Source organism: Marinomonas mediterranea MMB-1 (assembly GCF_000192865.1).
In the GTDB taxonomy this organism is placed as follows: domain Bacteria; phylum Pseudomonadota; class Gammaproteobacteria; order Pseudomonadales; family Marinomonadaceae; genus Marinomonas; species Marinomonas mediterranea.
The window spans coordinates 785575-805863 of sequence record NC_015276.1 but is presented as its reverse complement, the minus strand read 5'-3'; the positions used below and the strand labels follow the sequence as shown (position 1 = coordinate 805863).

The following is a 20289-nucleotide window of genomic DNA, read 5'->3' as shown; positions in this document are numbered from 1 at the left end:
TGCGTCTGTTTATATTATCTGTTGCGATGTTGGTGTATTGCTGCCGAAATAGCAGCAATAATCTGAGGGTCTACGGTATTCGCTGCTGCAGAAGCACTAGGCGCTTTAGCAGGAGTAGCAGGTTGAGCCACTTCAGGAAACAGCTTATTAACCAAGGTAGACATATAGCTAGTAGCAAAAATCAGAACAATCAAGAAGAGGAATACAAACCCCATCCCCAAGACCATTAGGCCGATACCTTCACTAACCAATTCGTTCATTGTTGTACCCTTACTTGCACGAATTATTGCCTTGTTTAGAGGCAGCGAATGTGATCTTATTCAAATTTTGAACAGATCTTCTATTTTGGTTGCATATTTTTACCACAAACTAGAACAGTTTCATATTTTTTTTGCATAACAGTTTGATTCAAATCGTGAACACACCCAATACAATTCAAAATCAACCAATCAACACCCCCCATACTCAAAAGAAATCTTTCTCTTTGGCAGTCGCTCCAATGGAAGGCGTTATGGATCACATAATGAGATCCCTTCTGTCATCAATTGGGGGGATGGACTATTTAGTTTCAGAATTTATTCGTGTTTCTCAGAACCCTATCCCTGTTACTGGTTTTAGAAGGTTGGTGCCTGAAATTGATAAAAACAGTCGCACTGAGCATGGACACCCAGTTCACATACAGCTTTTAGGCAGCAATGCAGAAAGAATAGCACAAAGTGCAATAAATGCAGTTGCTGCTGGGGCAAAGCATATTGATATGAATTTCGGCTGCCCAGCCAAGCGAGTCAACGGGCATGGCGGCGGCTCAGTGCTACTGCAAACTCCTGAGCAGTTACACCTAATTATGAGCAGTCTACAGCAAGTGCTCCCTAGCCATATTGGATTGTCAGCCAAAATAAGGCTTGGCTATGAAGATGAATCGCTTCTATTCGAAAACGTATCCGCAATAGAAGAAGCAGGAACGCACGCTCTGACCGTTCACGGACGTACAAAGAAAGATGGGTATAAGCCACCTGCACGATGGGAAAAGATTGGAGAAATAAACGCTCGGAGCAAAATGCGTATTATTGCCAATGGTGATATTGATGACTTCGAGACGTTAATGCGATGCCACGAAATGACTGGCTGTGTTGATTTTATGATCGGGCGAGGCAGCTTAAGCAACCCATTTGTTTTTAGGCAGCTCAAACATCGATTAGAAAGCGAAGGCCATACCGTAAAAACTGAACAAAACAAAAAAGAACCTCTGCTCACGCTCATTGACCAATACCAAAAAAATCTACGAGGTGAGTGTGACGAATTTGCCACCGTAGGCAGGCTAAAACAATGGTGCGCATACCTTAAAAGGCATTACCCCTATATTGAAGCCAACCTAAGAGAGCTGAGACAAACAACCACCGCTGAAGAGTTTTTAGCGTTACTTGATAAAATTGAACGTAGTTAAAATTAGGCGACAGAAAATTTAACTACGGCAGAAATGAAAAGCCATTTAATGAGAAAAGAACATGAGTGGCGCCAATTAATATCAGCCACCTAAATTAAAACCATCTGAATTAAATCGTTTAGACTGAAGCGTCTAGAGAAAAAGAAACTGAGAGAAGATCAAATATTAAGAAAGGAGAAGCAATGGCGCATCCGGGAGGATTCGAACCTCCGACCGCTCGGTTCGTAGCCGAGTACTCTATCCAGCTGAGCTACGGATGCGTAACAATTACTTTAAAACGTTTTTCTAAATGGCGCATCCGGGAGGATTCGAACCTCCGACCGCTCGGTTCGTAGCCGAGTACTCTATCCAGCTGAGCTACGGATGCGTAATCATTTAAAAAATTGCGATTCTACATTGGAAGGATAGTTACCAATATTCGCGGGACTTGTGATGGCGCATCCGGGAGGATTCGAACCTCCGACCGCTCGGTTCGTAGCCGAGTACTCTATCCAGCTGAGCTACGGATGCATCAAAATGGCGGAGAGTGAGGGATTCGAACCCTCGATGAGTGATTAACCCATACTCCCTTAGCAGGGGAGCGCCTTCGGCCACTCGGCCAACTCTCCGAAACAAGTGCGGCGTATTATAGATGCCCCAATTGTTTTGTAAAGACTTTTTTTCTAAAAAAATTAATTTTCTTCAATTAATCTTCTAGATTGTGTTCGTCTTGTTCTTTTTGAATGCGAAGATAGATTTCTTCACGGTGTACAGAAACATCTTTAGGCGCATTGATACCGATACGAACTTGGTTACCTTTAACACCAAGAACCGTTACAGACACTTCATCACCAACCATTAAAGTTTCACCGACACGACGAGTTAGAATAAGCATAATAGATCTCCCTTGAGTCCTTAGAAAAAATTCGATGTCAGGAAATTCTCTTTAGGATGTAAGAATTCCCCTACAAAACGAATTGTAGCGCCAAGCAACTTATTACGCCACCCCTAACTTGTTAGTGATTGTTAAACTTCGCTAACGCCTGATGCAGATACGTTAAGCTTGAATGCTGAATGTAACGCTCGTACCGCTAGTTCCATGTATTTCTCGTCGATAATGACAGAGACTTTAATTTCCGACGTGGAGATAAGCTGAATGTTGATCGCGTCTTCTGCCAACGCTTTAAACATTGTGCTCGCCACACCTGCGTGTGAGCGCATACCTACACCAACAATCGACACCTTAGCAATTCTAGCATCGGTTAGCGTATCGCGCGCACCAAGCTCTTTCTCAATCGACTTCAATATACCTAAAGCCTTATCGTGATCGTTTCGGTGGACTGTAAACGTAAAGTCCGTTGTGCCGTCCGCTGAGACGTTTTGAACAATCATATCCACTTCAATGTTTGCATCACTGATTGGCCCAAGAATCTTTGATGCAACACCTGGGATATCAGGTACACCTTTTAATGTAAGTTTGGCTTCATCTCGTGTAAATGCAATTCCGGATACAGCGGGCTGTTCCATAGTATCGTTCTCCTCAGTGGTTATCAGGGTGCCTTCGCCATCTTTAAAGCTAGAAAGTACTCGCAAAGGCACTTGATACTTACCAGCAAACTCTACTGAACGGATCTGCAATACTTTTGATCCTAGACTGGCCATTTCCAGCATTTCTTCAAATGTTATCTTATCTAAACGCCTTGCGGTGTCGACTACGCGAGGATCAGTGGTGTACACACCGTCCACATCGGTATAAATTTGACATTCATCCGCCGTCAAAGCAGCGGCAAGCGCCACACCCGTCGTATCCGAGCCACCACGTCCCAACGTCGTGATATTGCCTTGCTCGTCAGCGCCCTGAAAACCCGCCACGACAACCACACGACCGGCATCTAGATCGGCGCGCATCCGCGTTGTATCAATCTCTTCGATACGTGCTTTACCATGAGCGCTATCAGTTTTGATACGGATTTGTGAACCAGTATAAGAAACAGCAGACAACCCTCGTTTCATTAAAGCCATCGACAATAGCGCAATCGTTACTTGCTCGCCTGTTGATAACAAAACATCCATTTCCCGAGAGTCAGGGGTTTCTTGAATGCTTTTCGCCAACTCAATAAGGCGGTTGGTTTCACCACTCATTGCCGAAACAGCAACAACAATATCATCCCCTTGTTGCTTATGTTTCAGCACTCGATCCGCTACGGCCTCAATTCGCTCTACTGAGCCAACGGACGTGCCTCCATATTTTTGTACTAACAACGCCATAATGTTTATCTACTCTTATGCAACTCCGCCACTGAGATATCTCAAATTTGAGTATCAGCAGTGGCGGAGTATTCCTGTTACTTTAAGAACCAGTTTGAATAAAGCGATCTATTCCGTTAGGACACTAAATACGCTCTTTCACCCAAGCTGGCACTTGCTCTAGCGCATCAGGTAACGCCGCTGGGTTATTCCCGCCAGCTTGTGCCATATCGGGACGTCCGCCACCTTTACCGTCTACCAAAGGAGCAACCATCTTGATGAGATCACCTGCCTTCACTTTCTTAGTAAGCTCTTTCGTCACACCTGCAATTAGGCTCACTTTACCGTCGTTGACCGCAGCAAGCAGAATAACAGCTGACTCAAGTTTGCTCTTAAGTTGATCTAACAGGTCACGCAATGCTTTAGGATCAGACTCAACTTGCGCGACAAGAAGCTTTCCGCCTTCAATGTCGATCGCTTGCCCAGCCAGATCACTACCCGCTGCTGCGGCCAATTTAGATTTAAGAGCATCAATTTCTTTTTGTAGTGCTCGCGCTTGATCGTTAAGAGCACTCACTTTTTCTAACGCATTTTCTTTATTACCTTTAACAACGGCCGCAACGCCGTTCAATGCATTTTCTGTTTGACGTACTGCGTCAATCGCTGCTTTGCCGGTCACCGCTTCAATACGACGTACGCCAGCTGCAATGCCGCCTTCTGTCACGATCTTAAATAAGCCGATGTCACCAGTGCGCTTAACGTGAGTACCACCACACAATTCAATTGAGTAGTCAGCCCCCATTGTTAATACGCGTACTTCACTGTCGTATTTTTCTCCGAATAGAGCCATCGCGCCCTTTTCTTTCGCAGAATCAACGTCCATGATTTCGGTAATAACCTCATGGTTCAAGCGAATTTGCTCGTTAACCATGTCTTCAACTTGTTCAATCTCAGCGTTTGTTAATCCCTCAAAGTGAGAGAAATCAAAACGTAAGCGCTCAGCATTTACCAACGAGCCTTTTTGATTAACATGGTCTCCAACAATACGACGAAGCGCCTCATGAACCAAATGAGTTGCCGAGTGGTTCAATGCCGTTGCGTTGCGCATAGAACGATCCACTTGTGCTGCAACCGTATCACCGACTTTAATTGCGCCTTCTTTTAACACACCTTGATGTAAATGTGCTTTGCCCTGCTTAGCGGTGTTCGATACTTTAAAAGCACCCGGTCCACGCAACCAGCCTTGGTCACCCGCTTGGCCACCAGACTCGCCATAGAAAGGCGTTGATTTAAGCAACACAACCGCATCTTGTCCGGCTTGGATCTCATCCACATTCGAACCATCAACAATCAGTGCTTCAACAACACAGTCACCTTCTAGCTCAGTGTAGCCTGTAAATTCTGTTTCTGAGTCAATCGATACGTCACCAGACATATCCATGCTAAAGTTACTTGCTGAACGAGCACGAGCGCGCTGCTCTTCCATTGCCGCTTCAAAACCAGCTTCATCGATTTCTAGCTCATTTTCACGAGCGACATCGTTGGTCAGGTCAGCAGGGAAGCCATAAGTATCATAAAGCTTGAACACGGTTTCACCTGGAATAACCTTGCTGTCGCCCAGTTCGCTAATCGCTTCTTCCAAGATGCGCATCCCTTGATCAAGGGTTTTAGCAAACTGCTCTTCTTCTTTTAACAAGATCGACGCAACACGCTCTTTTAGCTTTCTCAACTCTGGGTAGGCTTCGCCCATTTCACTATCAAGCGCTTCTACCAATGTGTGGAAGAACACGCCTTTTTGACCCAGTTTATTACCATGGCGAATTGCTCGACGAATAATACGGCGCAAAACATAACCACGGCCTTCGTTTGACGGTACAACACCATCCACGATCATGAACGAGCATGAACGAATGTGATCTGCAATTACGCGCAAAGACTGACTTTCTAGGTCATTTGTGCCGACAGCGTTCGCGGATGCTTTAATCAAGTTTTGGAACAAATCGATTTCGTAGTTGCTGTGCACGCCTTGTAGGATGGCAGCGATACGCTCAAGCCCCATACCGGTATCAACCGACGGTTTTGGTAACGGCGCCATGTCTCCATTAGCAGAACGGTTGAACTGCATAAAGACGACATTCCAGATTTCGATAAAGCGGTCACCATCTTCTTCTGGAGAACCTGGAGGCCCACCCCAGATGTGTTCGCCGTGGTCATAAAATACTTCAGTACAAGGGCCGCAAGGTCCTGTATCGCCCATCTGCCAGAAGTTGTCTGACGCGTAGCGAGCACCTTTATTGTCACCGATGCGGATAATCTTCTCTTTTGGCAGGCCAATCTCTTTGTGCCAAATATCAAATGCTTCGTCGTCTTCTGCGTAGACAGTCACGAGCAACTTTTCTTGTGGCAGCTTGGCTACTTTTGTAAGAAACTCCCAAGCATAGCCAATGGCATCCTGCTTGAAGTAATCACCAAAACTAAAATTCCCCAACATCTCAAAGAAAGTATGATGACGTGCCGTGTAACCGACATTCTCTAGATCATTGTGTTTACCACCCGCTCGCACACAACGCTGTGATGTTGTCGCGCGAGTGTAGTTGCGCTTATCTGTGCCTAAAAACACATCTTTAAACTGCACCATACCAGCATTGGTAAATAGCAAAGTCGGATCATTGCCGGGAATCAAAGAACTTGATTCGACAACCTGGTGTTGCTTACTCTCAAAGTAAGACAAAAATGACTGACGTAACTCAGAACTCTTCATAGTTGGATGAGACTCTATTTCTAGTTTCTTGGCGAATAAATTTGCGTAAATACGATTCTAACGCAACGCTCTGTTGACGTTGAAACCTGCCATTGTACACACAAAAATTCGGTATATTAAAAATTGGACAGATTTTAAGCTTATTTAGCTTAAAAGGTAAGCTGGGACGATAAAAAACACGCTTATCGCCCTTATATTCCAGAAAAGAAACATGACCTTGATGCAGCGTTACAAGCTTGCTTAATGATTAGAAGTCTTTGCACAACGTCGCGAGCCACGCCAAAACGAGATTAAAATAGACGAGAAAGCGGAGTGTATGAGTCATAAATAAGCTCTTTAAGCTTCGTGTTAACTAAGCCTCTTTTTGTCTTTATAGCACCGCCTCGAAGAGCATCGCAGTCGCGCATAGATCTCTATTAGCTTTGCTCTTTAGTGGTTTTATACTCTCGCATTGGGCGTTGCGTCATGCGGGTTACTAACTCATACCCAATCGTACCAGACCGATAAGCGACTTCTTCTACCGGAACCTGCTCGCCCCAAAGCTCAACCTCCTCACCTAGTTGAATCTTTCGTTCCTGATGAGGCCGTTCGCTAGACGCTTGATTGGAAAGTTTAACCGTGATCATGTCCATAGATACTCGCCCAGCTAACTCCGCGGTGTCACCACTTAATGCAACCGGAGTACCATTTTCAGAACTACGTGGGTAACCATCACCATACCCAACCGCAACGGTTGCTATTTGATGCGGATGCTCTGCGGTATATTGTTGACTGTATCCCACTGTGTCACCGATATTCACATCGCGTACTGAAATGACCTTTGATACCAGCTGCATAGCAGGCTTCAACCCTAATTGAGTTCCCGTCACCCCCACAAAAGGTGATATTCCATAAAGCATAATCCCAGGTCTAATCCAGCCACCTTCGGGAACACTCCACTTCATAATCGCTGCTGAGTTAGCCACACTTGTGGTGAGATGACCTACCGTACGATTCGCTTCCTCAAACAAGGTTAATTGCTTAATGGTCTCTAAGCTGGACAAATCATCCGCACAAGAAAAGTGAGTCATTAAGACAACCTCTTCCACCAGCCCAGATGCTTTCAATGTGTCGACAACGTGCTCTACCTGAAGCGAGTTAAGTCCTAATCGATGCATGCCAGTATCTAATTTCACGAAGACCTTTTCGATCTTGCTCTGAGCGTTCAGCAACCCATCAAGTTGCGTTGTATTTTCAATCACACACCAAAAACCGAGCTCTTCGCATAATGGCCACTCATTTTGCTCAAATACGCCTTCTAGTAGAAGTATTGGAGAAGTAACATCCGCTTCTCGGAGTTGCAACGCCTCCTCGATAGCGGCCACAGCAAATGCATCCACATCGTCATCAAGGTACGTGGCAACGTCCACCGCACCATGCCCGTAGGCATCACTTTTCACCACAGCAAGCGCTTTACAGGTAGGGTGTAACTTTTTAGAAAACTGATAGTTTATTTTAATCGCTTCAAGATCAATGATCGCTTTTAAAGGGCGCGCCATGTACTTTTCTCTTCGTTATTTAGCCACTAACTACTAAGACGCAGAGAAGCTGTTATGTCAGTTACTTTTTTACGGTAATCTTGCCAGCAACCACTCTCGTTTCATCCTGTCTAATATAGCAAACCTAAGGAAGCCACGAATAGAGCCCGACACGTAGAAATCAAAGAACCTCATTTGCCGCTCCTCTAAAGACTCAGTATTTCAATTTTACGATATACTGTCGTTGTTTTTTCCACTGACTTAGTAACTTAAATCGGATAGTAGCTTAAACCAGATGACTCGAAACGAACTCTATGAAAACGCGATGCTTATACTTTCTCAACGAGATCACAGCATTCGGGAAATAAGGGAAAAACTCACCAAAAAGAGCCCCGACAACGAACACATTGAAGAGGTCATTACTCAACTAATTGAGTTTAACTATCTAAACGAACAGCGTTTTGCGCAAACCTACATTCGTTCGAAGGCTGCCCGCCTATACGGCCAGTTTAGGATCAAGCAAGAACTCAAGATGAAAGGCGTCGACCAAGAGACCATTTCAATCGCGTTCGACGAAGAAGAGACAGATTGGTCTGAAAACGCGAAAGCTCTGCGTCACAGAAAGTTTGGCGAGGAGGTACCAAGCGACTTCAAAGTGAAGTCCAAACAAATGCGTTATCTACAAAGTCACGGATTTAGTTTCGATGAGATAAACTATTCTTTTGAAACGGAAGCCTTTAGAACAGATGCATTTTAACACGGACGCGATGTAGCAAAAGACGATTTTCGACAGAAGATCAGGTCTAGACTAGTACGAATCACTACGAGCCAATTACTACTCTTGAGACATCATCGCGTTTAAGTATTTCTCTTCCATTGCAACATACTGAGCTTGGACGGTCTCAATTTTCTGATCAAGATCGATGATCATGTCTTTCAGCTTCGCTGTTTCCTCATCGTCTTTACCTAACGCGTCCAGTTCACGTACGAGTTTTTGCTGCTCTCTGGAAAGTTCGCCATTGATCTCACGCAGGTTCTCTACTTCTTCTCGGGCTTTGGCTTCATTGTTCGCGGATTGTATATCGACTTTTTCACCACGAAGCGCTGCGGCTAACGTTTCCTCCAGCGTATCTTTTTTCTCTTTGAGCTTATCGAGATCCGACTCTAGCATTTCAACATACAATTCGGATTCCCTCACCATCGCTCGAAGCTCACCGACTTTTCCGCCCTGCTCGGTGTGAAACTCCTGTGATTCATCCGTCAGAGGAATGTCGCTAAGCAGTTTCTCCATGTTGCTCATAGCAGAATATTCTTGCTCAATCACATCGCGCCATTCATCACCACCGGAACGAGCTCGTTGCTTTTCTTTCAACATCGCATCTTTATGAAGTAACTCCGCCTCACGGCGTCGAACATCAACATTCAGGTTGTGTTTAATCGTTTGTACACTCAGTAATTTGTTTTCTAGAGATTTAATGACCTTGTTGTTTTCGAGCATGGCTTTTTCCATCCTCGCAACTGCGATGTCCGCCGTATCGATGTGTTTGCCCTTATCTTTACGCTCTTTAACTTCTTTTAGCTGTTTTTTAAGATCGGCGATGGCGTCTGCCTGATAATCAGCGAGATGTTTTAGGTCATTAATTTTGTGATCCATCTCATCTGCCATTGGAGCAAGGAAGTCATTGCCCAACGCTCCATCCAAGAAGTCATCCAATGCTAGATGATACTCATCAGAATGTGCCGCCGTTTCCAGCGCAGACTCTCGTTTTAACCGCTCCGCTAAATCGTACATGCTAGCGATTTCCGCACGCAGTTCTGCCAGTTCTTGATCTAGCTCTGTTTCATTGAGTAGCTTTGCTTGCGCCTTCTCAAGCTGTAAGTTTAAGTTCGAGGTGACGTTCATTTGTTCAAACACTTGATCGCCCGTTTTTTGAACAATCTTATTAATTTGTTTGAGCAATTTGGTATTAACAGACAATTTACGCAACATCATTTCGACGTCTTGTGCGTCCATCAACCGTTCAACAAGAGGAGCAAATGCATCCAGCAGACGTTCAGTTTCTTGTATTTTATGTTGGTTAGAAAGTAAGGTAATTTCGACATCAAGAAACGTCTGCCAACAGGTCAATATGGCTTTTTCATGCGGACTATTTTGACCATACTGCTCGATCAACGTCTGACAGACCTCGCTTTGCTCCACTAACAGCGACAACCAAACATCACGATCTTTCTCAGCATTGGCGTTGGAAGCGCCACCTGCCAGATCCGAAGTTTCAGAGTCGTCATTGATCTCGCTATCACTAGAATCAGACTCGTGAGAACGAACTTGGCGACGTACATACAAGTACCAACCTGCTGATACTAAGCAAGTAATAGCAAAAAACGCAGCAGCTCCTATAAGCAACCAAGACATAACACTCATCAAACTCTTCCTTAACTTCTGGCGAAAAAGCCGCGCTCTTTGGTCAAAACAAGAGCGAGGCTTTCCAAGAATAAAGAGGAATGATCATCAACACCAGACATCACTTAGGCAAAATAACAAACCCTTACCGTTTCTTATTCGACAGTAACGGATTTTGCCAGATTTCTAGGCTGATCTACGTCTGTTCCTCTTTCAACCGCGGTAAAATAAGACAACAGTTGGACCGCAACACTGTTTATAAACGGCGCAAGTATTTCATTTACCGTTGGTAGCTCAATAATATAATCGGCATAGCTCTTACACATTTCACAACCAAGCTTGTCACTGATAAGCAGCACTTTTGCTCCTCGCGCTCGTACCTCTTGCAAATTAGAAACGACTTTTTCGAATAACCGATCATACGGCGCAACGACAACAACAGGCATGCCTTCATCGATCAGCGCGATGGGACCGTGTTTCAATTCCCCAGCAGCGTAACCTTCCGCATGAATGTAGGAAATCTCTTTTAGCTTAAGCGCTCCTTCCAATGCAATCGGATAACACTGCCCTCTTCCTAAAAATATAGCACTGGTCGCGTCTTTAAAGAGTGGTAACACCTCTTTAATACGATTTTCTTTCATGAGAACCTGATGCATGCTGCTTACGACGTCATGCTCTGGAGAACGACCTAGGCTCTTTATGAGATCCTGGCCGCATTTACGTTGTTGTGCTGCCTTTTTGACTAGATGGAACAATACCGCGAGTTGAGACGTAAATGCCTTAGTAGAAGCAACGCCTATTTCAGGCCCACATAACGTCCGTAAGACGTAATCAGACTCACGTGCAATCGAACTATTTGGAACATTAACGACAGAAAGGCAATATTGTTTCTTCGATTTGGCAAACCGCAACGCAGCCAACGTATCTGCGGTCTCACCACTTTGAGAAATAAATAGACAGCCGCCTTTTTTGCTCATTGGAGGCTCTCGATAACGGAACTCACTCGCGAGATCTACTTCTACGATCAACCCTGCCACTCTTTCAAACCAATACTTAGCCACTAGGCCAGCATAAAAACTCGTACCACACGCCACGATTTGAAGTTTGTCTAATTTAGCAAAATCCACTTCTTTAGAGCGTGGCACGCTGATGCTAGCAAGCCCTTCCCATGTTCTCGCCAAAGCACTGGGCTGTTCATGAATTTCCTTAAGCATGTAATGCTCATAGCTGCCCTTCGAAGCCGTAAATAAGTCGTGATCGACTTTGACTCGCTGGCGTTCGGCCTCAAAACCATCACTGTCAGTGATAGTGACACTGTCTGCGCGCACAACCGCGACATCGTCTTCTTCGAGATATAGGATTTCATCCGCCATACCTGACGTTGCCACCATATCGGACGCAATAAAGGCCGAATCCACATTGAAGCCAACAACAAGGGGACTTCCACGCCGTGTTGCAATTATTTGGTCTTCAATACCTTTGATAATAATCGCTAAGGCAAACGTGCCTTTTACGTCATTAATAGCATAGCGAACGGCTTCTGCTGGATCTTCGCATTGAGTTAAATACAAGGCGATTAAGTGAGGTAGTACCTCAGTGTCTGTTTCACTAAAAAAACGCACTCCGCTGGCTTTCAATTGTTCACGCAGCTCGTCGGCATTTTCAATGATGCCATTGTGAACAACGGCAACATTGGTCGCACGATGAGGATGAGCATTAAGCTCCGTTGGCTTGCCGTGCGTTGCCCATCGAGTATGGGCGATGCCTGTCGCGCCACTTAAAGGCCACTCATTCACCACACTTTCTAAATTAACTAGCTTACCCGGCGCGCGGCGGCAGCTGATATTTCCTTTTTGTAACGTCGCAATCCCTGCTGAATCGTAACCGCGATATTCCAACGCTTTTAAGCCTCGTAACAAGGTATGAGACGCCCTTTTATCATTTACAACACCAAAGATTCCGCACATGCGAGCCTCCTAAAAAAATTATCATGTTCTTTGGTATTGCTAACGCCATGCCAACTCGAAAAGCAAAAATAAACAATTGATTTAAAAGAAAATATTTTATTTTCGTCGAACAACACTTAAATCATAATTGCTTTTTGAAAAATGCAATTCGCAAATTGCAATTTACCTCTAGCGACCTTTGTCCGAAATCGCGAGCAACGCCAAGACGAGCCTCTGTTTAACTCTTTATTGGAGAGTGCTATTGGAGAGCACTATTTTGAGAGGCTATTGGAAAACAGTATTGGAAAGAACGGTCGTCGTACAAAGACCTCCTCTTAATGAAGAAGCGCTTGAATCGATGCGATCACAACACTGCGTGCTTCTTTAAACTGTGAAAGGAGAATAATGCATTCAGAAGGGTGTTGGGTTTTCGCAGCGATTTCAATCGCTGCGGTAATAGCAGCAACCTCTGTCGCTGCAACACTTTCAGAGCTGCCTTTTAAGCGATGTGCCATAAATGCAAGACGCTTTAACTCCTCTGAGCCCTCATCGGAGGATTTGACCATAATGTCTAACTGAATATCCTGAAATGGATCGTCTAAATCGCTTAAATATTGACGCAATAAGGATCGGTATACGTCGACACTACTGCCACATTGCTTTACGCCTTGAGAAACATTCAGCCCGAGCAGAAACTCTGGCCATACAGCACTTGGCTGAGAATCGTTTGATTGAGACAAGGAAGAACCTTTGCTCTCTCGCCGAATGTCGTTTGTTAAATGCTTTTCTTGGTTTTCTATCAGCACTTGATGTTCAAAAGATTGTGGATCGAGCAACGGCTCTGGCTCTACTAAAGGTCCATCATTAATGCCTAACCATTTTATAAGCGTTGTATACAAGGTGTCAGGCTCCACCGGTTTCGACAAGTAATCATTCATGCCTGATTCAAGCGCTTTCTCTCGATCGCCTTTCATCGCATTTGCTGTCATCGCAATGATTGGGAGAGTCTTAAACGAAGGGTTCAATCGAATCTGACGTGTAGCCGAATAGCCATCCAAAATAGGCATTTGCACGTCCATCATAACCAAGTCGTATGGATTACTTTTCAGCTCTTCGATGGCTTCTTCACCATTTTGAGAAAACGCGACATCAGCAGATTGCATGATTAACAACTGCCCTAATATCTGAGCGTTCAATGCATTGTCTTCGACGACCAAAATTCGCTTACCTGCAAAGTTGTACTTTTGCTCAAGCGATTTCGTTGAATCGGGGCAAACGAGTGAATTTTTCAATAATCGGGCGGCAAGATATTCAGATAAGTTCGTTGGTGTAATTAAGCCTCCCAAATAATGGGTATTAAGCCTGTCCAGGCCTTGGCGATCTTCGATTGAATTAGGGTAAATAACCAGACAAGTAAGCGCTTTAATCGCTTCTGGCTGTTGATCCAACAATCTCAACCACTCTGACAGTTCTTTATGACTACTCGGCACTAGTATCAGCTTATTGGGTATTTTACGCTGCGTGTAAAAATCAATATCGGTCAGATCAAAGAATTCATACGACCACCCCGAACGGGCTAAAAGCGAATTTAACCCCGTTCGCCTGCCAACAACAGCTATCACACCTTGAGATGTCGCATTATGCGATTCAACCTTAACGGAATGTAATTCTGCAGAGGCACTGCGCAGTTCCGTATTGGCAGGGTGTAAAGGCAATTCAATCCGAAACTCACTGCCTGTTCCAAGCTCACTTTTAACGAAGATTTCACCACCTAACAAATCAGACAACTGTTTCGTGATCGCTAACCCCAACCCTGTCCCACCGTATTTTCGAGTGGTACTGGAGTCTTCTTGTTTAAAGGCTTCAAACAAGGACTCAATTTTATCCGGCTGGATACCAACGCCCGTGTCCTTTACGCTAAATCGAATCCATGGGTCTTTAAAGCGTTCGATTTGAGCCACAGACAAAGAAACGGCTCCGTGCTCTGTAAATTTAATCGCATTGCTAACTAGGTTTACTAAAATTTGATTTAATCTAAACGAGTCACCTTCAAGCGCATCTTGTAAACGGAAGTCTCTGTCGATCGTAAAGGTCAGGCCCTTTTCAATCGCACGAGATTCATTCAACACAAAGACCTGCTCAAGCAAGCTGTCCAAATGAAAGTCACGTTGCTCGATCTCAATGGAGCCTGATTCAATTTTAGAGAAATCCAGAATGTCATTAATAATGGAAAGCAAACTGTCAGCCGATCGAAGCATTTTACGAACATAATCAGATTGAATCTGATCAAGGACTGTATTTTGAATGAGATGACCCAAGCCAATGATACCGTTCATTGGTGTACGAATCTCATGGCTCATGGTCGCAAGAAACTCTGTCTTCGCTTTCGTCGCCGCTTCGGCTTTAATGATGTTTTGCTCAAGCGCTTTTGTTAATTGGATGGCTTGTAGATGTTTGTCATCGGACCGTTTGCTTTGCAACATAAGCTCAACAATCAAGGCTAAGACGGAAAACGCCAGTCCGCTCAACAAATAGGTAAAATAGTTAAACAGCTTCACTAGGTAGAGCTTGGCGGCTTGATTACCTTTGGCTTCGAATTGTAATGTCTTCAATTCGACTTGTAGGTTCTCATCATAGAGTTTTTTCAACTCGGGCTTTAATCGAACCAAAAGATCAGACGAGTAAGGTACCGCTTGTATCAATTCGTCTATCACGTCTATCTGCGCTTTTAGTGCGTCTAAATGCTCCGTCACGCCATCTATTGCGCGATAAAAGCGGCCGAGCTTACCCGATTGCATAATAGATACGCGGCTGTACGCAATATCAAAACGAAACATCAGATCATCTTGATGCGTATTAAAGTCTTCCAATTCATTTAAAAATAACTGGAATCGAAGCAATTCTTTTTCTGTCTGGTGCACTGCTCGTAATGCATTTTCTTCGGAAGGAGAAGCAAGCAGCTTTTGCTGATCATTAATTAGGGAATAAAGACCGGCCGAAAACGCAAGAAATAGCAGGCTTGTCACACTGAAAAGCCATAATCGCCAGTTCCTGCGTAAACTCATTTTCGCCATCGACCTTGTATTCCTTATTTATGGAAAGTAACCGCCAAATCAGGTTGCAACACGGAGCAATCTGACAGTTTCTTGATTGTCTGGAATGGCATTATTACTCATTTCCAGTAACCCTAGACCTAAATCATAGTCTGGTTTAAAGCCAAAATATCGTATCAAATTGTTAGGATCTCCAAGTGAACTGTGAATATCGCCCTTACGTTTAGGGCCAAATGACACATCCACTTGATACCCCGCGACGGTAAATATCGTTTCAGCAAGTGCTTTGATACTGCACGGTTTACCTGTACAAATATTAAATACAGGTGCACTGCACTTCGTTTTAGTCATCCCAGCCACTAGGTAGCGGACCACATCTTTCACATAAACAAAATCCCTCACTTGGCTCCCATCACCGTTGATGGTAATGCTTTCGTGATTTGCAACGCGATTTGCAAAAATTGAAATAACACCACTGTATGGCGAGTTCGGATCTTGTCGTTCACCAAACACATTGAAGAAACGAAAACCCATTGTTGGAACCTTGTGTATCATCCCTGCAACTTTAGCTTGCAGCTCACAAGAGAGTTTATCCACCCCATAAGCAGATAAGGGGCGCTGTTCGCTATGCTCTGTCAGCGGCGTACTCGCATTGTCACCGTATACTGCCGCTGAGGACGCATACACAACAGGCACTTTGCAATCCAATCGAGCGCTGCATTCAAGAATATTGACCGTACCTGTTTGATTGACCGTATGGGTCTCAGCCCATTGCTGGTTTGATTTCTCCACTGACGCCACTGCGGCTAGATGAAAACAACCATCGATGCCATGCATTAATGTCTTAAGCAGCTGAGTATCCCTAATATCACCAACAAACAACTTAGCCCCACTGGGTAAGTTTTCTCTTTTACCCGTCGAAAGATTATCAAGGACATCGACTTCATGACCTTGCTCAAGCAACACTTCGCAAAGATGAGATCCAATAAAACCACAACCACCTGTAACTAAATAATTCGCCATGACTCGCTCCTGTTTTTTTATTCAATATTCAGGAGAAATCAATCTCTGTGCCAACCAAAAATACGCCTTTAAATTCAATAAGATAAAGAGTTAATTTGAAAAATAAAAATCGTTAATACCGCGCGAGTACATTCCGCGTTGCATTTTGCAAAGCATTGTTGGCATTCACTTTGCTCACCTACCTATATTAGCCGCATAGTCAGTCACATATCGGAGGACGATAACATGACAAACATCACTCTTTTTGTGGATTCCAGCGGTATCGGTGGAATCGAAACACACATTATTCAATTGGCAAAAGCGTTGAAAGCGAAAGCCTTCCCTGTACAAGTGATACTTTGGAAACGCTATCGTTCAGAGCCTCATATTATCGAATCCTCCCTTTCTACTATGCAGATACCGGTCTCCTGTGCTGACGGATCGGTACAAAACCTGCGCGATCAAGTTTTACCGCATAGCACGCTTCATACTCATGGGTATAAAGCCAACTTAATCGGAAAATTCGGCCATTCTTTAGGATGGTGGAAGACAGTACCAACACATCACAATGGTGATCTCGGAACAGGAAAGCTCAAGCTGTATGTCAAACTAGACGAAATCACATCACAATTTTTTTCCCCGATATCGGTCAGTCAGGAGATTTTTAATCGACTAAAACATAAGGGCATTAAGCTAAAGAATTTCGTCAATTACGAACCCGTCACACAGTCTCCCCTTAGAAACAAACTGACGCCCAGAGTAGCCTTTGTTGGCAGACTCAGTGACGAAAAAGACCCCAATGCGTTTTGTCAGCTCGCCAATCAATTTCAAGGTCGCAATTGTGAGTTTCATGTATACGGAGAAGGCGCATTGCACGAGTCACTGAAAAATGCGTATCCCACCGTTTTATTTCACGGTCAAACAGCAATGGAATCTGAGTGGGATAACATTGACTTACTTTGCATTACGTCCAAAACGGAAGGCCTCCCCTTGGCGGTCTTAGAAGCCATGTCACGCGGTATTCCTATCGCTGCGTTTGGCGTTGGTGATCTACCTGAAATCATAAAAGATGGATTTAATGGATGGCTAATCCCACCTGGTAATCTCAACAAAATGCACGACGCAGTCGAACAATGGCTGTCACTTCATCCTTTTCAAACGGCTGGGATGATGTACCACGCAGAACGCACGATAAAAAACGAATATTCTCAAGACGTTGTCGTGCCACAACTGCTTTCTCATTACCCTTCAAGCTCAGCTGATTAAGCTGAGACTAATACAGCTGGGCAGATGAGCGGAGCAAGGCTTCGCTCATCTGCCCACTTCCTCCATCTTTTTCTAGTACTCCTTAGCAGCTCCTATTTTCTGCTAGCATTTGCTCGCCCTTTTTCGCTATCTCCATCCTTTTCAGCTATCTCCACCCTTTTCTTGGGTAAAAAAAAGGTCGGGGAAAACATCTTCTTTACCCGACCTTTTGAGCCATATACGGACTCTTTCATGAACCTACCGTAACGTACTGAGCAGCTATAACTTACTGATCTTTAAACTACTAAGCTTTATAACACCTAGAAATGGCCCCATGAGCTCATCTTTGATGAATCGCTCCTTTAACAAAGTGGGAGAGCAGAGCCCAAAGATTACGCTTGGTTGGCAATCCTGAGCAGGCCTTTATATAGTGATTAAGGGCGCTTAGGTAATGTCCTGATTGATGCTGATAGGCCTCGGCTTTAGCAATATACAAACGTGCATACGCTGGCGCGCAGCATTCAGGGTTCAATGTTTCCATATCCCCACGATAGCGATCTAATATCCGTTCAACACTGGCAATTCGACGCTCTGCATTTCTGGAGATTGAGTTCGATCGAACTAAATAGTTGGTGGTTGATTTTTTATGAACCAGTACATCGCCTAATAAGCTAATTTTTAACCATAAGTCCCAATCACTGGCGGAGAACAAGGTTTCATCAAACCCCTCCACTGCTTGTAAATAACTCGTTTTTACCACAACGGTCGATGTGCCAATGATGTTCTCTTCGTAGATACTGGTTTTTTGCTCTCCACTCAAGCAAACAACAGAACCTTCGGCCTTTACTCTTTTTTGGAAACGAGGCCAAAAATCAAAGCAGGCTCCCAAGTATTCCCCTTTCTCGCCGAAATGATCGTATTCAGTGAAACTCAAAATGCAACTGGGGTGCTTTTTCAGTTCCGCGAGTTGGTCTTCTAATTTATCTGCATACCAGTAATCATCCGCGTCCAAAAACGCGACCCAGTGTCCACGAGCCTCTTTAATCGCTAAATTTCTCGCGGCTGATACGCCCTTATGCTCACCTTTAATAACTTTCAGTCTCGCGTCTTGCTGACTTTTTTGATGTAGCCATTCATCAGAACCGTCCGTAGAGCAGTCATCAATAACGATCAACTCTAGCGTCGCATTCTGGCTTAGAACACTTTCTACAGCTTTTGGTAAATACTCTAAGCAATTATAGGTCGGCATGATCACGGTCACTTCGACGCCTTTCGAATCCGTCTTAGCGTTATCTACTGCTTCGTTCCTATAAATCGATTCGTTCTTTTTATAGATACTCATATTTTTATCCTCAATTTCGGGTTGGCACTTAGCTTGCTCTAGTTAATGTTAAGAATGCTTTGTTGGCCCTTTTTAGAGGGAAGATTCAGTTACTCGACATAACTTACTAAGCATTCAATGTGCCAACGTCTTCCAAGAGACGGATAAATAAGGAAGAGTAAACATGAAAAATATTGCCTACATAGCAACGGCCTTTCCGGTTTTATCAGAAACCTTTATTGGTAATGAAATCAGGGCGTTACAGCGACTAAACCATACTGTTAAGCTTGCAACGTTTGACACTCGAACAGAGGGTGGTCAGTACGATGATAATGAGCTGGCAAGAAGCGCCATCGAATTAAAAAGCATTGACTGGAGAGACTCTTTGAAAATGCTAATCTCGTCTGGTCGCGGTTTGCAAAATGCAATGCAATTTGTAAATCAGCAAGCTGGACTGCCAAAACGATCTCTTCTTTGGTATGGCGCAAAACTCGCTGTTTTCGTGAAACAGTCGAAATGTCAGCACATACATGCGCATTTCGGTTTAGCCAGCACAGCGACCGCGATTGTGGCCGCAAAACTTACGGGCCTTCCGATCTCTTTTACTTGTCACGGCTACGACATCTACAAAACACCGTCGGACTTACCACTCAAACTGTCCAACGCGACGTTCGCAGTCGCCGTTTGCGACATGATGAAAGAGGATATGAAAAAACTCGCGCCGTCCTCAAACATTGTCAAAGTAAGATGCGGCGTTGATGTATCCAAAGTGGAAAACGTAGGTGAACCCAACTATCAAGCCAAACGCTTGCTTTACATAGGCAGACTGTCTGAAACGAAAGGCTTGTTTGTATTACTGCAAGCATTGGCATCGATTCCAAAAGCGAAAAGGCCTCACATTGACATTGTGGGAGACGGCCCACTTAAACAAGAGCTGCATGAAACCTGTCGTATTTTAAACCTAGATGACGTCGTTCATTTTTTAGGCGCGAAACAGGCTGATTGGGTCAACAGACACTACGCTCATTACAGCGGTCTTATCGCGCCATTTATTGTCACGCCCGCTGGTACACAAGACACAGGCCCATTGGTCATAAAAGAAGCCATGATGTTGAAGCTTCCGATTATCACGACCGACATACGCGCTTGCTTAGAAATGCTAAACAATAAAGCAGATAACAACCCGTTAGCGAAAGTCACCAAATCGGGCTGCTCTCTTTCTCTCGCTCAGTGTATGACGGAGTTTTTGGACATGAGTGAGGAAGACAAGCGTGCCATGGCAAATTTAGCCTATGACCACCTCTTAACCCACTTTTTGATCGACGATCAGGTTAAGTATTTGTCACAAGCCTTTGAAAACAGTCATCAGTAAG

Annotated in this window: 14 protein-coding genes and 4 tRNA genes; 4 read left to right on the top strand and 14 right to left on the bottom strand. The window is 44.3% G+C overall.

Annotated features, from left to right (window positions below; all coding sequences use genetic code 11):
* Positions 1 to 14 precede the first annotated feature (14 nt).
* Positions 15 to 260: an OadG family protein gene (locus tag MARME_RS03810; protein ID WP_013659942.1), complete on the bottom strand. Its 246-nt coding sequence runs from the start codon at positions 258 to 260 to the stop codon at positions 15 to 17.
* Between the two features lie 239 nt (positions 261 to 499).
* Here MARME_RS03810 and MARME_RS03805 point away from each other — a divergent pair, with 239 nt between their 5' ends.
* Positions 500 to 1444 (top strand): tRNA dihydrouridine synthase, encoded by a 945-nt coding sequence (locus MARME_RS03805; protein ID WP_041647750.1) that lies wholly within the window; start codon positions 500 to 502, stop codon positions 1442 to 1444.
* Positions 1445 to 1627: 183 nt separating this feature from the next.
* Here MARME_RS03805 and MARME_RS03800 read toward each other — a convergent pair.
* From MARME_RS03800 to alr, 8 genes are all read right to left on the bottom strand, one after another.
* A tRNA-Arg gene (locus MARME_RS03800) sits at positions 1628 to 1704 on the bottom strand.
* Positions 1705 to 1734: 30 nt separating this feature from the next.
* A tRNA-Arg gene (locus MARME_RS03795) sits at positions 1735 to 1811 on the bottom strand.
* A gap of 66 nt (positions 1812 to 1877) precedes the next feature.
* A tRNA-Arg gene (locus tag MARME_RS03790) sits at positions 1878 to 1954 on the bottom strand.
* Between the two features lie 7 nt (positions 1955 to 1961).
* Positions 1962 to 2052 (bottom strand) — tRNA-Ser (locus tag MARME_RS03785).
* A 77-nt stretch (positions 2053 to 2129) separates the two neighbouring features.
* The gene (csrA, locus tag MARME_RS03780; RefSeq protein ID WP_013659940.1) at positions 2130 to 2318 is read right to left on the bottom strand and encodes a carbon storage regulator CsrA; all 189 of its coding nucleotides are present in this window, start codon (positions 2316 to 2318) and stop codon (positions 2130 to 2132) included.
* Between the two features lie 131 nt (positions 2319 to 2449).
* Positions 2450 to 3691, bottom strand: a complete 1242-nt coding sequence (locus MARME_RS03775; RefSeq protein ID WP_013659939.1) for an aspartate kinase — start codon at positions 3689 to 3691, stop codon at positions 2450 to 2452.
* A gap of 124 nt (positions 3692 to 3815) precedes the next feature.
* Positions 3816 to 6431, bottom strand: a complete 2616-nt coding sequence (gene alaS, locus MARME_RS03770) for an alanine--tRNA ligase (RefSeq protein ID WP_013659938.1) — start codon at positions 6429 to 6431, stop codon at positions 3816 to 3818.
* A 416-nt stretch (positions 6432 to 6847) separates the two neighbouring features.
* Entirely contained in the window at positions 6848 to 7969 is a 1122-nt protein-coding gene (gene alr / locus MARME_RS03765) for an alanine racemase (RefSeq protein ID WP_013659937.1), read from the bottom strand.
* A 274-nt stretch (positions 7970 to 8243) separates the two neighbouring features.
* On the opposite strand from alr, the gene MARME_RS03760 reads away from it, so the two are divergent.
* Positions 8244 to 8705 (top strand): regulatory protein RecX, encoded by a 462-nt coding sequence (locus MARME_RS03760; protein WP_013659936.1) that lies wholly within the window; start codon positions 8244 to 8246, stop codon positions 8703 to 8705.
* A gap of 78 nt (positions 8706 to 8783) precedes the next feature.
* On the opposite strand, the gene MARME_RS03755 is transcribed toward MARME_RS03760, so the two are convergent.
* From MARME_RS03755 to MARME_RS03740, 4 genes are all read right to left on the bottom strand, one after another.
* Positions 8784 to 10370, bottom strand: a complete 1587-nt coding sequence (locus tag MARME_RS03755; protein ID WP_013659935.1) for a coiled-coil domain-containing protein — start codon at positions 10368 to 10370, stop codon at positions 8784 to 8786.
* Between the two features lie 134 nt (positions 10371 to 10504).
* Positions 10505 to 12316, bottom strand: coding sequence for a glutamine--fructose-6-phosphate transaminase (isomerizing) (gene glmS / locus MARME_RS03750; protein WP_013659934.1), 1812 nt, complete (start codon positions 12314 to 12316; stop codon positions 10505 to 10507).
* Between the two features lie 314 nt (positions 12317 to 12630).
* Positions 12631 to 15369, bottom strand: coding sequence for an ATP-binding protein (locus MARME_RS03745; protein WP_013659933.1), 2739 nt, complete (start codon positions 15367 to 15369; stop codon positions 12631 to 12633).
* Between the two features lie 39 nt (positions 15370 to 15408).
* Positions 15409 to 16371 carry an NAD-dependent epimerase/dehydratase family protein gene (locus MARME_RS03740; RefSeq protein ID WP_013659932.1) on the bottom strand — a complete coding sequence of 321 codons (963 nt, stop codon included), beginning with the start codon at positions 16369 to 16371 and terminating at the stop codon, positions 15409 to 15411.
* A gap of 225 nt (positions 16372 to 16596) precedes the next feature.
* Here MARME_RS03740 and MARME_RS03735 point away from each other — a divergent pair, with 225 nt between their 5' ends.
* Positions 16597 to 17616: a glycosyltransferase family 4 protein gene (locus tag MARME_RS03735; RefSeq protein WP_013659931.1), complete on the top strand. Its 1020-nt coding sequence runs from the start codon at positions 16597 to 16599 to the stop codon at positions 17614 to 17616.
* Between the two features lie 319 nt (positions 17617 to 17935).
* On the opposite strand, the gene MARME_RS03730 is transcribed toward MARME_RS03735, so the two are convergent.
* Positions 17936 to 18937 (bottom strand): glycosyltransferase family 2 protein, encoded by a 1002-nt coding sequence (locus MARME_RS03730; protein WP_013659930.1) that lies wholly within the window; start codon positions 18935 to 18937, stop codon positions 17936 to 17938.
* A gap of 163 nt (positions 18938 to 19100) precedes the next feature.
* On the opposite strand from MARME_RS03730, the gene MARME_RS03725 reads away from it, so the two are divergent.
* A complete protein-coding gene (locus MARME_RS03725; RefSeq protein WP_013659929.1) occupies positions 19101 to 20288 on the top strand; it encodes a glycosyltransferase family 4 protein in 1188 nt (395 codons plus the stop codon).
* The last annotated feature ends 1 nt before the right edge of the window (position 20289 follow it).

Bases quoted from the DNA above. Each gene is read 5' to 3' on its own strand.
- MARME_RS03810 (WP_013659942.1), bottom strand. From the start codon at position 260: ATGAACGAATTGGTTAGTGAAGGTATCGGCCTAATGGTCTTGGGGATG.
- MARME_RS03805 (WP_041647750.1), top strand. From the start codon at position 500: ATGGAAGGCGTTATGGATCACATAATGAGATCCCTTCTGTCATCAATT.
- csrA (WP_013659940.1), bottom strand. From the start codon at position 2,318: ATGCTTATTCTAACTCGTCGTGTCGGTGAAACTTTAATGGTTGGTGAT.
- MARME_RS03775 (WP_013659939.1), bottom strand. From the start codon at position 3,691: ATGGCGTTGTTAGTACAAAAATATGGAGGCACGTCCGTTGGCTCAGTA.
- alaS (WP_013659938.1), bottom strand. From the start codon at position 6,431: ATGAAGAGTTCTGAGTTACGTCAGTCATTTTTGTCTTACTTTGAGAGT.
- alr (WP_013659937.1), bottom strand. From the start codon at position 7,969: ATGGCGCGCCCTTTAAAAGCGATCATTGATCTTGAAGCGATTAAAATA.
- MARME_RS03760 (WP_013659936.1), top strand. From the start codon at position 8,244: ATGACTCGAAACGAACTCTATGAAAACGCGATGCTTATACTTTCTCAA.
- MARME_RS03755 (WP_013659935.1), bottom strand. From the start codon at position 10,370: ATGAGTGTTATGTCTTGGTTGCTTATAGGAGCTGCTGCGTTTTTTGCT.
- glmS (WP_013659934.1), bottom strand. From the start codon at position 12,316: ATGTGCGGAATCTTTGGTGTTGTAAATGATAAAAGGGCGTCTCATACC.
- MARME_RS03745 (WP_013659933.1), bottom strand. From the start codon at position 15,369: ATGGCGAAAATGAGTTTACGCAGGAACTGGCGATTATGGCTTTTCAGT.
- MARME_RS03740 (WP_013659932.1), bottom strand. From the start codon at position 16,371: ATGGCGAATTATTTAGTTACAGGTGGTTGTGGTTTTATTGGATCTCAT.
- MARME_RS03735 (WP_013659931.1), top strand. From the start codon at position 16,597: ATGACAAACATCACTCTTTTTGTGGATTCCAGCGGTATCGGTGGAATC.
- MARME_RS03730 (WP_013659930.1), bottom strand. From the start codon at position 18,937: ATGAGTATCTATAAAAAGAACGAATCGATTTATAGGAACGAAGCAGTA.
- MARME_RS03725 (WP_013659929.1), top strand. From the start codon at position 19,101: ATGAAAAATATTGCCTACATAGCAACGGCCTTTCCGGTTTTATCAGAA.